Here is a 12,940-nt window from a genome sequence, read left to right as displayed (position 1 = left end):
GTTCAGCCGACGTGGAACTGCGGCCCGCGCTCGTCCGCGGCCGTTCAGCCGACGTGGACGTGCGGCCTGCGCTCGCGGTCCGGCTCGGCCTGGCGCAGGACCTCCCTGGTCAGCGCCGGTACGTCGCCGCCGCCGAAGACCAGGTAGCGCAGCATGGCGGCCACGGGGTTGCCCTCGGTCCAGTGGAAGTAGATGTGCGGCACCGAGCCGGTCCGATCCCGCAGGTGCAGCAGCAGCGCGGCCAGCGCGTTGGCCACGGCCGAGCTCTCGATCTTCAGGATCTTGTGGCCGTACCGCTCCTCGCCCTCGGCGTGCACCTCCGTCTCGAACTCTGACGCGTCCGGCACCGTGACCTCCACGAAGAGCACCGGCTCGGATGGGCGCAGCCGGTGGGTGAGCCAGGTCTCGCGCAGTTTCTCGTTGTACTCGCTCTGATCGCGTTTGTGCGGCTCGTTGGCGATCACGTGGATCTCGCCGCAGGCCACCTCGTTGACGAACCGCTCGGACAGCGCGTCGAGGTGCACCTCGGTGACCCGCAGCTCCGTCGAGCGGGTCGCCCGGGAGATCAACGACGTGGCGATGATGGTCCCGATGAAGAACGAGGCGATCTTGACGCCTTCCGGCCGCTCGATGACGTTGTCCACCAGGGTGTAGGCCAGGACGACCGCGATGACCGCGTACCCGATGGTCGCCCGGTGCCGGCCCTGCCGCCCGGCCGCCAGCGTCACGGCCACCGCGGCAGAGAGGATGAGCACCAGCACGCCGGTGGCGTACGCGCCGCCCTGGGCGTTCACGTCGGCACGGAAGATGATCGTGATACCGAACGCGATCACCGAGAACACCAGCACCAGCGGCCGCACCGCGCCCGTCCACTCCGGCGCCATGCCGTACCGGGGCAGGTAGCGCGGCACGAGGTTGATCAGCCCGGCCATCGCCGAGGCCCCGGCGAACCAGAGAATGGCGATCGTGGAGACGTCGTAGACGGTGCCGAACCAGTTGCCCAGGTAGCCGTGGGCCAGGTAGGCCAGCGCCCGCCCGCTCGCCTTGCCGCCGTCCCGGAACTCCTGCGGCGGGATGAGCACGGTGGTGACGAAGCTGGAGCAGATCAGGAACACGCTCATGATCAGCGCGGCGGTCGTGAGCAGCCGCCTGGCGCTCCTGATCCGCTCCTGGATGTCTCCCCTGATCACCGGCATCACCGCGACCCCGGTCTCGAACCCGGACAGGCCCAGCGCCAGCTTCGGCATGACCACCAGCGACAGCCCGATCATGGCGAGCGGGCTGCTGAAGCCGCCGCTCAGCGCATGCCGCCAGTTCACGACGGCCTGCGGGTCCTCCAGGACGTGCAGGACGGCGGCCGCCACCACGACGGCGTTCAGGCCGAGGTAGACGAAGACGAGCAGCGTGGCGATGCCGATGGCCTCGGTGAACCCCATGAGGAACACCCCGCCCAGCATCGCCAGCAGCACGAGCGTGACCGGCACCCGGTGGCCGTCCAGGAAGCCGGGCACGAACGGGTTCTCCAGGAGGTGCGCGGTCGCGTCCGCCGCCGACAACGTCATAGTGATCACGAAGTCGGTCGCCGCGAAGCCCAGCAGGACCAGCACGAAGATCTTGCCCCACCACTGCGGGGCCAGCTTCTCCAGCATCGCGATCGAGCCCTGCCCGTACGGGCTCTCGACCGCCACCCGCCGGTAGACCGGCAGCGCGCCCAGCAGCGTCAGCGCCACCAGGAACAGCGTGGCCAGCGGCGACAGCAGCCCCGCCGCCAACGCCGCGATGCCCGGCTGGTAACCCAGCGTGGAGAAGTAGTCCACGCCGGTCAGGCACATCACCCGCCACCACGGGTGCTTCACATGGGGACCGTGCTCGATCTGCCTGCGGTCGGTCTGCAGGCCCTGCAACAGCCAGGAACGCAGCGTCCCTTCCGTAGCGGCCGGCCGCTTCGCCAGCACCATGACGGCCACCCCTCTGTCAAGACCGCATGGCACACGTTCCACGGCGACGGGGTGATCGACCTGATCAGAGGGTCAAGAAAAGGTACAAGTCAAAGACAGGCCCCGAGACCCCTACAGGACGGCGCCCCGGCCGTGCGTTCACGGCCGGGGCGCCCACGTATTTGGCGCCCCAGTCACTTTTCCTGACTGGGGCAAGTCGAGACTAGGGCTTTTCATCCGTTTTGTATAGCTTTGGGGCGAAATTTCGTGACATGATCTGGAATAGCGGTCCCCCGAGAGAATGTCGGTGGCCTGCCCTAACCTCTGACGATGGACATCATTCTGATCCCCGGGTTCTGGCTTGACGGCTCGTCATGGGACGAGGTCGTCCCCGCCCTGGCGCAGGCGGGGCATCGCACGCGCGCGCTCACGTTGCCGGGCATGGAGTCGAAGGACGCCGACCGCTCCAAGATCACCTTGCGCGACCACGTCGACGCCGTCGTCGAGGTGATCGACTCGTACGACCCGGCCGACGGCAAGGTCGTGCTCGTCGGGCACTCCGGCGGCGGCGCGATCGCTTACGCCGCGCTCGACGCGCGTCCCGACCGTGTCGCCCGCGTCGTGTACGTCGACAGCGGTCCCCTCGGGGAGGGCGGGGTCATCAACGACGAGCTCCCCGTCGTGAACGGCGAGATCCCGCTGCCCGACTGGTCGCTGTTCGAGGCGGAAGACCTGGTCGACCTCGACGACGAGCTGCGGGCGGCGTTCCGCGAGCGCGCCATCCCGACGCCCGAGCACGTCGCGAGCGATCAGCAGCGGCTCTCCGACGACGAGCGTCGCTACGACGTGCCCGCCACCGTCATCGCGTGCGAGTTCTCGAGTGCGACGCTCCGGGAGTGGATGGAGCAGGGGATGGGGTTCGTGCGGGAGCTCACGAAGCTTCGCGACGTCGACTACATCGACCTGCCCACGGGGCACTGGCCACAGCTCACCCGGCCGGAGGAGCTCGGGCGGGCGATCCTGGCGAGCGTCGGCCCCGCCTGATCGGACCATATGAATGACTCCGAGCCCCTCTGCCCAAGGAGCTCGGAGGGACATCCGGTCCATCCAGGGGACGCCCGTACCGGCTGCCATGTCTGCCATGGCGGGCGAGCCCGAACGGCGGTGCCGCTCCTCGGCGCGTGCGGGCGTGCGGGTCCGGGCGCTGCGCCCTACGCTTCGTGGACCGGTCGCAGGCAGGCAATCGCCGCTGGTGCTCGATGAGCCGATGCGGCAACCGCACAAAAGCGAGACGCCACCACCTGCGCACCCGGCCCGCCGGCTGAGCGGGCCGCGCTCATTGCGCGTTCGCGTGGATCCTGCGGTACTTCGGCTGCCACATGGTGTCCTGCACCATCTGGATGGGGTCGTCCAGGTCGACGCGGGCCAGGTTCTCCTTGGCTGCCTGCCGGGCGACGGCCACGGCGACCGTGGCCGAGATCTCGCGCAGGTTCTCCACCTGGGGCAGCAGGCAGGCGCCCGGGGCGGAGACGTCGACCATGCCGGCGACGGCCTCGGCGGCGGCCTGGAGCATGCCGTCGCTGATCCGGCCGGCCCGCGACACGATCGCGCCCAGCCCCAGCCCGGGGTAGAGCAGGGCGTTGTTGGCCTGGGCGATGGCGTACGTCACTCCGTCGTGCGTGATCGGGTCGACCGGCACGCCGGCGGCGATCAGCGCACGGCCGCCGGTCCAGCGCAGCAGGTCGGCCGGGTCGGCCTCCATCCGGTCGGTCGGGTTGGAGATCGGGAAGACGATCGGCCTGTCGACCTGCGCCGCCATCGCCCTGACGACCTCCTCGGTGAAGGCGCCGTGCACGGTGGAGGTGCCCAGCAGCATCGTCGGCTTGACCCGCTTCACCACCTCGGCGAGCCCCAGGCCGCGGGCCTCCTCCCGCGCCGGGCGGGCGTAGGGCTGCTGGAAGTCGCGCAGGTCCGGCATGTCCTCGGTGAGCAGGCCCTGCCGGTCGATCGGCCAGATCCGCCGGGTGGCCGCCTCGTGGTCCAGGCCGTCGCGGACCATCGCGTCGCGCAGCTGGTCGGCGATGCCGATGCCCGCGGTGCCCGCGCCGAAGATGACGACGCGCTGCTCGCGCATCGGCGTGCCCGTCACGCGGACGGCGCCCAGCATGGCGGCCAGCACGATCGCGCCGGTGCCCTGCATGTCGTCGTTGAACGTGGGGACCCTGCCGGTGTACTTCTCCAGGATGCGCCGGGCGTTGGACGGGCCGAAGTCCTCCCAGTGCAGCATCGCGCCGGGGAACATGCGGGTGGCCGTGGTGACGTAGGCGTCGATGAAGTCGTCGTAGCGCCGGCCGCGCACCCGCGAGTGCCGCTCGCCGATGTAGAGCGGGTCGTTGAGCAGCGCCTCGTTGTCGGTGCCGACATCGAGGGCGACCGGGATGACGCGGCCGGGGTCGATGCCGGCGGCGGCGGTGTAAACGGCGAGCTTGCCCGCGGAGATGCCGGCGCCGCCGCCCACCCCCCAGTCGCCGATGCCCAGGATCTGCTCGGCGTCGGAGGCGACGATCAGGTCCACCTGGCCGGCCTCGAGGCCGAAGTTGCGGAAGGCGCGCTCGATGCCGCCGAGGTCGTCGATGGACAGGTAGACGCCCCTCGGGCGGCGGTACTCGTGGCTGTAGCTCTTGATCGCCTGGGCGACCGTGGGGTCGTACACGATGGGCAACATCTCGCGCAGGTGATCGCCGAGCAGCCGGTAGAACAGCACCTCGTTGCGGTCCTGCAGGGCCGACAGGAAGACGTTCCTGGCCAGGTCCGTGGGCTGGTGGCCGTACTGCGCGTACGCCCGGCCGGCCTGCTCCTCGAGTGTCTCGACCACCGGCGGGATCAGCCCGTCCAGCGCCAGGCTCGCTCGCTCCTCCGGGCTGAACGCCGTGTCCTTGTTCAGGAGCGGGTTTTCCAGCACGGCCAGGCCCACCTCGGACGTGGCATAGCCCCCGTCGGGGGTCTCCACGAAGTCGCGGCGCCTGCCGGCGGCATGCCTGTGCTGGTTCATCGAGGTTGCTCTTCCCGTGCCTGGATACGACGGGTTCGTCGTTTCCAGGCACGGGTAACGCTACGCGCCGGGCACCGGAGATCAATCCTCAAACGGCGGGCTTGGCTGGGTTGCGGTCCCAGCCCTGCCGGCCTTTGCGGGCAAGGGACCACATCTGCATGCCGCGCTCGATCTCCACCGCCGCCGCCCACGGGACCGCCGGGGCGAGCTCGAGCGTGGCGCTGTTCTTGATCCGCCGGGCCAGCTGGGGGTCCGCGGCGGCCTTGGCCACTAGCCGGGTGGCGGTGTCCAGCATGGTGTGCGGTTCGGCGAGGTCCCAGGCGAGGCCGCGGCGCACCGCCTCGGCGCCGGACAGCGCGGCGCCCAGGACGCCGAGCGCGATGGCGTGCTGGTATCCGGCAGCGCGGCCGAGCAGGGACAGGTGCCCACCGCCCGGATGGATGCCGCGCGCCACGAACCCGCTGTCGAGCACCGCGTCCGGGGTGACGAGCATCAGGTCGGTGGCCAGGGCGAGGTTGAGCCCGGCCCCGACCGCGCCACCCGCCACCAGGGACACGCTGGGCACCGGCAGCTGCCCGATCTGGACGAACGCGCCGTAGACGGCGGAGATCCGCTCGACCGACTCCGGCGCGGCCGGGTCCGCAGAGGAGGCGGCCAGGTCACGGGTGTCGGCGCCGCTGCAGAAGTAGCCGCCCGCGGAGTCGACGAGTACGGCGCCGATGGTGTCGTCGTCGTGCACGAGCGCGCAGAAGTCGCCGATGAGCGCCGCCATCTCCAGCGTGATGGCGTTCTTCCGCCGGGGGTTGTTCAGGGTGAGCCGGGCGATCCCGTCCTGGACGGTGGTGATGGCCGGTGGTTCCTCGGTCAAGACGCTGCTCCTGTCTGCGTGATCGACTGCCGTCCGCCGCCGGATCTCCGCACCAGGTCGGCGCGTCTGCGCCGCCGGCGGAGCTCGGTGCCGGTTGTTCATCCGGCATTCAGCATTCGGACAACGGGCGGCGCGATCGACTTCTCCGTGACATCGTTGGGTCGGCTTGTGTAAAGCGTCCCACGTTGGAGGCAATGTCCCATGCCCTCACCTGTTTCCCGTCGTTCCTTCCTCGGCCACGCCGCCGCGGGCAGCGTCGGCATCGCGTTCACCGGCAGCATCGAGGCGATCTCCGGACCTCCCGCCTTCGCCGCCGCGCGGCCCGCGGCCGGCTACGGCCCGCTGGTCGCCGATCCCGCCGGGGTGCTGTCCCTGCCCGCCGGGTTCTCGTACCGGGTCGTCGCTCAGACGGGGGTCACGCTGCTGGAGAGCGGCGAGCCGACCCCGAGCGATCCCGACGGCACCGCGAGTTTCCCGCACGGCAGGGGTGCCACGCTGGTCAACAACCACGAGGTCGGCGGCAGCGAGCCGTACCGGGTGCCCGCGCTGCCCGGCCTGACCTACGACCCGGGGGCCGGCGGCGGCACCACGAACATCGACGTGGACGCGCGGGGCGAGCGGATCCGCGAGTACGTCAGCCTGGCCGGCACGCACAACAACTGCGCCGGCGGCAAGACCCCCTGGGGCACCTGGCTGACCTGCGAGGAGACCGAGCAGCGGGCCGGTGGGGCCTTCCAGAAGGACCACGGGTACGTGTTCGAGGTGGACCCGTTCGACCGCGAGGCCAACCGGGACCCGGTGCCGCTGAAGTTCCTGGGCCGCTATTCACATGAGGCTGTCGCGGTCGATCCGCACACGTCGGCGATCTTCCTGACCGAGGACGCCGGCGGGCCGAACGGGCTGTACTACCGCTGGACGCCGCCGAGAAAGTTCCGCGGCGGCAAGGGCGCGCTGCGGGCGCTGGCGCTGTCCGAGGACGGCGACACCGCGGGCAAGCTGGAGGCGATGAGCTGCTACCAGGACGACAAGCACATCGCCGACCTGTCGGAGGCGACGGCGCCCGGCACGCGGTTCAAGGTCCGCTGGGTCGAGGTGCCCGATCCTGACGCGAAGACCACGTCGACCCGCAAGCAGTTCACCGACGACCAGGTCACCCGCAGCCGCAAGCTGGAGGGCGCCTGGTGGGGCGACGGCGGCGCGTACTTCGTGGCCAGCTACGCCCGCCACACCGACGGCAGCGTGAACGAGCACGACGGCCAGGTGTGGTTCTACGACCCGCGCAGCGAGACGGTCACGCTCAAGGTGCTCTTCGGCGTCAACCCCGACCCTGCCCAGGACAGCAACTTCGACGGCCCCGACAACATCACGGTCTCGCCGTACGGCGGGGTGATCCTCGCCGAGGACGGCGAGGGCATCCAGCACCTGGTGGGCGTCACCGACCGTGGCCGGTCGTACCCGCTCGCGCGCAACGAACTCAACGACAGCGAGTTCGCCGGCCCGACCTTCAGCGCGGACGGCCGCATCCTGTTCGCCTGCATCCAGTCGCCGGGGCACGTCTTCGCCATCACCGGTCCCTGGAAGCGCCGCGACAAGGACGGCGACTGAGGAACCCGCTGCCCCCGGTACACGGCCGCCCGTGTACCGGGGGCGCCCCCGCGTCACCCGATGAAGCGGATCGTCGCCCCTTGGTCGGTGATCGACAGCACGCGGAAGTCGAGCTTGTTGATGCCCCCAGAGGTGCCCACTCCCGAGTAGGCGGTGCTGCCCCCGCTCCACACGGCGACGACGTCCTGGCCGAGCATGTCGCTCCACTCCTTGGCGACGTGTACGTAGCCATCCAGGTCGTACTTCTTGGCGACGCGGAACTTCACCGGCTTCGTGAACGTGAACTTGCACTTCCCGTCGTAACACGCGCGCAGGTTCGGCTTGGCCGCGGCCGTGGCCGGAGTGGCGGCGAGGGCCGGCGTCACGACCAGGGCGGCGGCGAGGGTCAGGGCGGTGATGGCCTTCCGGTGCATGGTCTCCCTTTCATCGGTTCCGCGAAGATCGAGAGCTTTCTACCGGACATATGCCGGGAGGGGTCCCGGCGTGATCCAATATGCTCGACCACATGGCGGTGGACCGCGAGCGGAGCGTGGTGTTCGGAGGGGCGGTCGAGCAGTACGAGTCGGCCAGACCTGGCTATCCCGCCCAGCTCATCACCGACGTGCTGAACTACGCGCCACCGGGCCCGGTGCTGGAGGTGGGCGCGGGCACGGGCAAGGCCACGGCGGGCTTCGCCGCCCGGGCCGCGGATCTCACCTGCGTCGAGCCCGACCCCAGGATGGCCGCCGCGCTGGCGGCGAAGTGCCCGGACGCCCGGGTCGAGATCGGCCTGTTCGAGGATTACGTCCCGGACCGGGCGTTCGCCCTGCTCTACTCCGCGCAGGCCTGGCACTGGATCGACGAGCACAGGCGCTGGGACCTGGCCCACGCGGCCCTGGCGCCTTCCGGAGCGGTGGCGGTCTTCTGGAACCACTACGTCGTCACCGACCCCGGCCTGCGAGCCGCCCTGGCCGCGGTGGACGGCCGCCACGGAGTGACCACCTCGAGCCTGCACCGGGACGGTTCGGTCCGAGCCGAGAAATCCGAGCACGAGCTGGCGCACGACCCCCGCTTCACCGACCTCGACCAGCGCCACTACACGCGCGCCGACCGGTACGAGACCGGCCGCTACCTGGACCTGGCCCGCTCCATCTCCGCCTACCGGATCCTGGACCCGGACTCCCGCGAGGAGCTGATGCGGGAGATCGCCGCCCTGCTGGACGACGGCGTGGATCTGACCTTCACCACCGACCTCACCCTGGCCCGCAGAGCAGGCTGATCCCGCTGAGGCTCAGGCCGCGCCGGAGGATCGGTACCGCCACCGGATGAGACGCAGGGTGCCGGCGCCCGCGAAGTACCCGATCAAGGCCACGATGGGCAGGCCGGAGAGAGCGTGACCTCGCGGGCCGGTCACCGCGAGGGTGAGCAGCCCCGCCACCACGCCGGCGAGGCCGAGGACGGTGAGAACACCCGCCGTCGCCCCGGCCGTCGCTCCCGGCCCTGGGCGGGGACCGGCCCGCCGCTCGACGGGACCGAACACCATGACCAGCACGCCGAGGATCAGGGCCAGGGCGGCGAGCCAGGGCAGACGCAGCAGCAGCCACGCGGGCGTCCCCGGAGGCGGGGCCGGCAGCAGCCCGGTCGGGTACAGCGCCAGCGCGCCGAGCACGACGGCGGTCATGTGCCACAGGAACAGCGTCATGACGACGGAGTTGACCGTCACGACGACGGTCCAGGGACGCGGCCGCCGCAGCCACCGGCCGGCCGGGCCGTGTAGCGACAGCGCCAGCCCGGTCTGCGTCGCGGCCAGCGCCAGCAGCGCCAGCGTGGGTGGCGAGGTGTTCTGGATCCCCTCCCCCGGGATCCCGACCATGCTGATCGGATAAGGGCCTACCACCGTGAGCCCGACCAGGGCGACCAGCCCCGAGAACGCCAGCGGCAACCCGGCGCGGGGCCGGGCGGGCAGGCGCCCGTCCTGCCAGGCGAAGCCCAGCTGATGCACGGCCAGCCAGGCGAGCAGGAAGTTGCCGTCCCCCAGGGCGGGAGCCCGCAGCACCAGGCGGGCCGCGTCGCCGAGGCCGACCAGCACGGTCAGCACGATCGGCACGGCCAGGCCGTAGCGGCGGTGCAGGGCGTGCATGAGCGGGGTGAGTGCCACCACGGCCACATAGGCCACCAGGAACCACAGCGGGATCCCGGCCACCCACACCGCGATGCCGATCAGGCCCGGATCGGCGCCGAGGGCCTGCGCCGCCAGGGCCGATGCCGCCAGCACGGCCAGCAGCACGGTGGTGGGCCGGATGAGCCGGTCGGTACGGCGCAGCGTCCAGCAGGTGGCGTCGCCGCCCGTGGCGCGGTGGGCGGCGAGAGAGGCGGCGTTGGCGTAGCCGCCGACCAGGAAGAAGACCGGCATGACCTGGAACAGCCAGGTCAGCGGGCGCGTCCACGGCACGAGCTCCAGCACGCTGCCGCCGCGCGGGCCCCCGTCGTAGCTCACGTGCACCACCAGCCAGTGGCCGACGACCACGGCCGTGATCGCGATGGCGCGGAGCAGGTCGACAGTGCGGTCCCGATGCGCCGGCGTACGCTCGGCCAGCCGCCGCATCCTTCGCCCCCGTGACTAGCTCGACTTCACCGGACCAGTACCCGGGAGGAGCCGACCTATCACCCGACGCCCGCGCCGGGCTCGGCCTCGTCCATGGCCGGGGCGGCGGTCAGCCGCCGGTGGACTCGCGGGCCACGACCGAGAAGCGGCTGACGAACTCGCGCGCCGCCACCTGTTTCTGCTTGCCCTTGCGGGCCAGCCGGCCGACCAGGAGGTCGACGGCGGTGCCGGCCATGAGGGGGTGGTCGGGGTCGATCGACGACAGGGAGGGCACGGAGTAGGCGCCTTCGGCGATGTTGTCGAAGCCGATGACCTTCACCTGGTCAGGCACGCGCACCCCCCGGTCGGCCAGCCCGCGCAGCACGCCGATCGCCACCGTGTCGGTCACGCAGAACACGCCGTCGAAGTCCGCCCCGCCGTCGGCCAGGCGCCGCGCCGCGGCGGCCCCGCCCGCCATCGTGAACTGCTCGGTCGGGGCGACGAGCCGCGGGTCGAAGGCGAGGCCGGCCTCTTCGAGCGCCTGGCGGTAGCCGGTGTAGCGCAGGCTGGAGACGTTGACCTCGTCGCCCTGGGCGCCGCCGTCGATGAGCGCGATGCGGCGGCAGCCCCGCTCGATCAGGTGGGCGGTGGCGGCGCGGGCGCCTTCGACATTGGGCATGGCCACGTGGTCCACGGGCCCGTCGAAGATGCGCTCCCCCAGGATGACGATCGGGTAGTCCACCTTGAGCAGGTCGGTGTCGGCGGGCCCAAGCCCGACGGTGCTGAGGATGAGCCCGTCGTAGAGCCGGTTGCGCGACAGGGCGAGCGCGTCGAGCTCGCCCTCGCGCGAGGCGCCGGTCTGCTCGATCGCCACCTTGAGGTTGTGCCGGGCCGCCGCGATGATGATCTCGGCGGCCAGCTGCCCGTAGTAGGGCCGGTCGACCTCGGGCACGGCCAGCCCGATGGTGCCGGTCCGCCCGGTACGCAGGTTGCGCGCGGCCACGTTGACCCGGTAGTCGAGGTCGGCGATGGCCCGCAGCACGCGCTCGCGCGTCTCGCTCTTGACGTGCGGATGGTCGTTGATGACGTGGGAAACGGTCATGGCCGAGACTCCGGCGGCTCTCGCCACGTCCTGTATCGTCACCACCCCGGCATCCTTTCACGGCCTCAGCCCTTGACACTGCCCTGCAGGAGCCCGTTGACGATGTGACGCTGCATCGCGATGAAGAAGATCACGACGGGGATCAGCACGATCACGCTGAGCGTCATGAACGCCGGCCAGTCCACCGAGTACTCCCCGACGGCCTTGTAGACCTGCAGGACCAGGGTCTGCTTGTCGGGCGAGCTGATGAACACGTTCGGCGTGATGAAGTCGTTCCAGATCCACATGGTCTGGAACACGCCGACCGTGATGAGGATCGGCCGGATGAGCGGCAGCACGATCCGCCAGTAGATCTGCCACGGTCCCGCACCGTCGATGCGCGCCGCCTCGAAGATCGAGATCGGCAGCGACCGCAGGTAGCCCTGGATGAGGAAGTAGCAGAAGATCGAGCCGGCCGCGTACAGGAGGATGAGCCCTTCGAGGCTGTCCACCAGCCGCAGCCCCACGAGGAGCCGGTAGACCGGGATCAGCGTGGCCTGCCCCGGCACCAGAAAGGCGATCACGAGCAGCACCCCGGCGACCCGGTTGATCAGGGTCTTGCGCAGCAGCATCGCGTACGCCGCCATCGACCCGATGACCAGCATGATCACGATGGAGACGGCGGTGACGTACAGCGTGTTGAGAAACGACTGCAGGATCGGCGTGCTCTCGAAAACCCGCACGTAGTTGTCGAGGTACAGGCTCGTCGGCGGCGCGAGCGGCGAGGCCGACGTCTCCTGCCGCGTCTTGAACGTGTTGACGACGATGTAGTAGAACGGCACGCCGACCACGGCGGCGGCCAGGATCATCGCGAGGCTGAGCAGCGGCCTCCTCATGACAGGCGCCCTTCGAACCGGCGTGACACGATCAGCTGGGCGGCCACGATCGCGCCCACGACCAGCATGAAGACCACCGCCAGCGCCGACGCCTGGCCGAACTTGGCCTGCGCGATGCCGCTCTGGATGATCGACTGGGTGATGGTGAACGTGGCGTACCCCGGCCCGCCCTTGGTGAGGGTGTAGGGCAGGTCGTAGACCTTCAGTCCGCCGGTCATCAGCAGCAGCGTGCTGACGGTGACGGCGGGCGCGAGCAGCGGCAGCGTGATCCGGAAGAACGCCTGCCGGGGCGAGGCGCCGTCCACCCGCGCGGCCTCGTAGTAGTCGCCGGGGATCGACTGCAGGTACGCGAGGTAGAGGATCGCGTGCCAGCCGGTGGACGACCAGACGGCCACCATGATGACCGACAGCTGGGCCAGGGTGCCGTTCGACAACCACGGCACGGGGCCGAGGCCGCCGATCGCGTCGAGGGTCCAGTTGATCGCGCCCGAGCCGAGCGGCGACAGGATGAACCCCCACACCAGGCCGAGGATCGCGATGCTCGGGATGGCGGGGAAGAAGAAGACGGCCCGCACCACGTTCCGGCCGAAGAAGCGCTTGTTGAGCAGCACGGCCAGCGGGATCGCCAGCACCGTGACGATCACCGTGCTGCCGATCGCGAACATCAGCGTGAACCCCAGGCCCGCCAGCATGGAGGGGTCGGTGAAGATCTTGCGGTAGTTCTCCAGCCCGACGAAGTTGACGTCCAGCGAGTAGCCGTTGAAGTCGGTCACGCTGAAGTAGAGCGACTGCGCCAGCGGGATCGCGAACAGCACCGCGAACACGATCCCGATCGGCACCAGGAACGCCTGCAGTCGCAGCCCCTCGAGCGCCTTGGGCGAGGTGAGCCAGGACAGGGCGCCCGTCAGCGCGGGCGCCCTTCTGCCGAGCGCGGTCAT

The 12,940-nt window shown here is 70.5% G+C and carries 12 protein-coding genes; 4 read left to right on the top strand and 8 right to left on the bottom strand.

What is annotated here, in order from left to right; genetic code table 11:
- Positions 1 to 44 precede the first annotated feature (44 nt).
- Positions 45 to 1,958, bottom strand: coding sequence for an amino acid transporter (locus tag ACIBVN_RS01710; RefSeq protein WP_397131517.1), 1,914 nt, complete (start codon positions 1,956 to 1,958; stop codon positions 45 to 47).
- Between the two features lie 309 nt (positions 1,959 to 2,267).
- On the opposite strand from ACIBVN_RS01710, the gene ACIBVN_RS01705 reads away from it, so the two are divergent.
- Together ACIBVN_RS01705 and ACIBVN_RS01700 are read left to right on the top strand one after the other, a co-directional pair.
- Positions 2,268 to 2,981: an alpha/beta fold hydrolase gene (locus ACIBVN_RS01705; RefSeq protein ID WP_397131515.1), complete on the top strand. Its 714-nt coding sequence runs from the start codon at positions 2,268 to 2,270 to the stop codon at positions 2,979 to 2,981.
- A 137-nt stretch (positions 2,982 to 3,118) separates the two neighbouring features.
- Positions 3,119 to 3,262: a CGNR zinc finger domain-containing protein gene (locus ACIBVN_RS01700; protein WP_397131513.1), complete on the top strand. Its 144-nt coding sequence runs from the start codon at positions 3,119 to 3,121 to the stop codon at positions 3,260 to 3,262.
- 11 nt (positions 3,263 to 3,273) lie between these two features.
- Here ACIBVN_RS01700 and ACIBVN_RS01695 read toward each other — a convergent pair whose 3' ends face one another.
- Together ACIBVN_RS01695 and ACIBVN_RS01690 are read right to left on the bottom strand one after the other, a co-directional pair.
- A complete protein-coding gene (locus ACIBVN_RS01695) occupies positions 3,274 to 4,989 on the bottom strand; it encodes an NAD-dependent malic enzyme (RefSeq protein ID WP_397131511.1) in 1,716 nt (571 codons plus the stop codon).
- 88 nt (positions 4,990 to 5,077) lie between these two features.
- Entirely contained in the window at positions 5,078 to 5,857 is a 780-nt protein-coding gene (locus ACIBVN_RS01690) for an enoyl-CoA hydratase-related protein (protein ID WP_397131509.1), read from the bottom strand.
- Positions 5,858 to 6,058: 201 nt separating this feature from the next.
- Between ACIBVN_RS01690 and ACIBVN_RS01685 the strand changes: the two genes are divergently transcribed.
- Positions 6,059 to 7,462, top strand: a complete 1,404-nt coding sequence (locus ACIBVN_RS01685) for an alkaline phosphatase PhoX (protein WP_397131507.1) — start codon at positions 6,059 to 6,061, stop codon at positions 7,460 to 7,462.
- Positions 7,463 to 7,515: 53 nt separating this feature from the next.
- Here the strand turns inward: ACIBVN_RS01685 and ACIBVN_RS01680 are convergent, their stop codons facing one another.
- A complete protein-coding gene (locus tag ACIBVN_RS01680) occupies positions 7,516 to 7,875 on the bottom strand; it encodes a hypothetical protein (RefSeq protein ID WP_397131505.1) in 360 nt (119 codons plus the stop codon).
- A 92-nt stretch (positions 7,876 to 7,967) separates the two neighbouring features.
- On the opposite strand from ACIBVN_RS01680, the gene ACIBVN_RS01675 reads away from it, so the two are divergent.
- Positions 7,968 to 8,720 (top strand): methyltransferase domain-containing protein, encoded by a 753-nt coding sequence (locus tag ACIBVN_RS01675; RefSeq protein ID WP_397131503.1) that lies wholly within the window; start codon positions 7,968 to 7,970, stop codon positions 8,718 to 8,720.
- 12 nt (positions 8,721 to 8,732) lie between these two features.
- Here ACIBVN_RS01675 and ACIBVN_RS01670 read toward each other — a convergent pair whose 3' ends face one another.
- The 4 genes from ACIBVN_RS01670 to ACIBVN_RS01655 all read right to left on the bottom strand — a co-directional run bounded on the left by ACIBVN_RS01670 (position 8,733) and on the right by ACIBVN_RS01655 (position 12,940).
- Positions 8,733 to 10,046, bottom strand: coding sequence for an acyltransferase (locus ACIBVN_RS01670; RefSeq protein ID WP_397131501.1), 1,314 nt, complete (start codon positions 10,044 to 10,046; stop codon positions 8,733 to 8,735).
- 109 nt (positions 10,047 to 10,155) lie between these two features.
- A complete protein-coding gene (locus tag ACIBVN_RS01665; protein ID WP_397131500.1) occupies positions 10,156 to 11,169 on the bottom strand; it encodes a LacI family DNA-binding transcriptional regulator in 1,014 nt (337 codons plus the stop codon).
- Between the two features lie 23 nt (positions 11,170 to 11,192).
- Positions 11,193 to 12,002, bottom strand: a complete 810-nt coding sequence (locus tag ACIBVN_RS01660; RefSeq protein ID WP_397131498.1) for a carbohydrate ABC transporter permease — start codon at positions 12,000 to 12,002, stop codon at positions 11,193 to 11,195.
- Positions 11,999 to 12,940 (bottom strand): carbohydrate ABC transporter permease, encoded by a 942-nt coding sequence (locus ACIBVN_RS01655; RefSeq protein ID WP_397131496.1) that lies wholly within the window; start codon positions 12,938 to 12,940, stop codon positions 11,999 to 12,001. Before ACIBVN_RS01655 ends, ACIBVN_RS01660 begins: the two co-directional genes overlap by 4 nt.

Origin of the sequence: Nonomuraea sp. NPDC049400, from assembly GCF_044466425.1 — a bacterium.
Classification (GTDB): domain Bacteria; phylum Actinomycetota; class Actinomycetes; order Streptosporangiales; family Streptosporangiaceae; genus Nonomuraea.
This window is presented reverse-complemented; position numbering and strand designations above follow the sequence as displayed.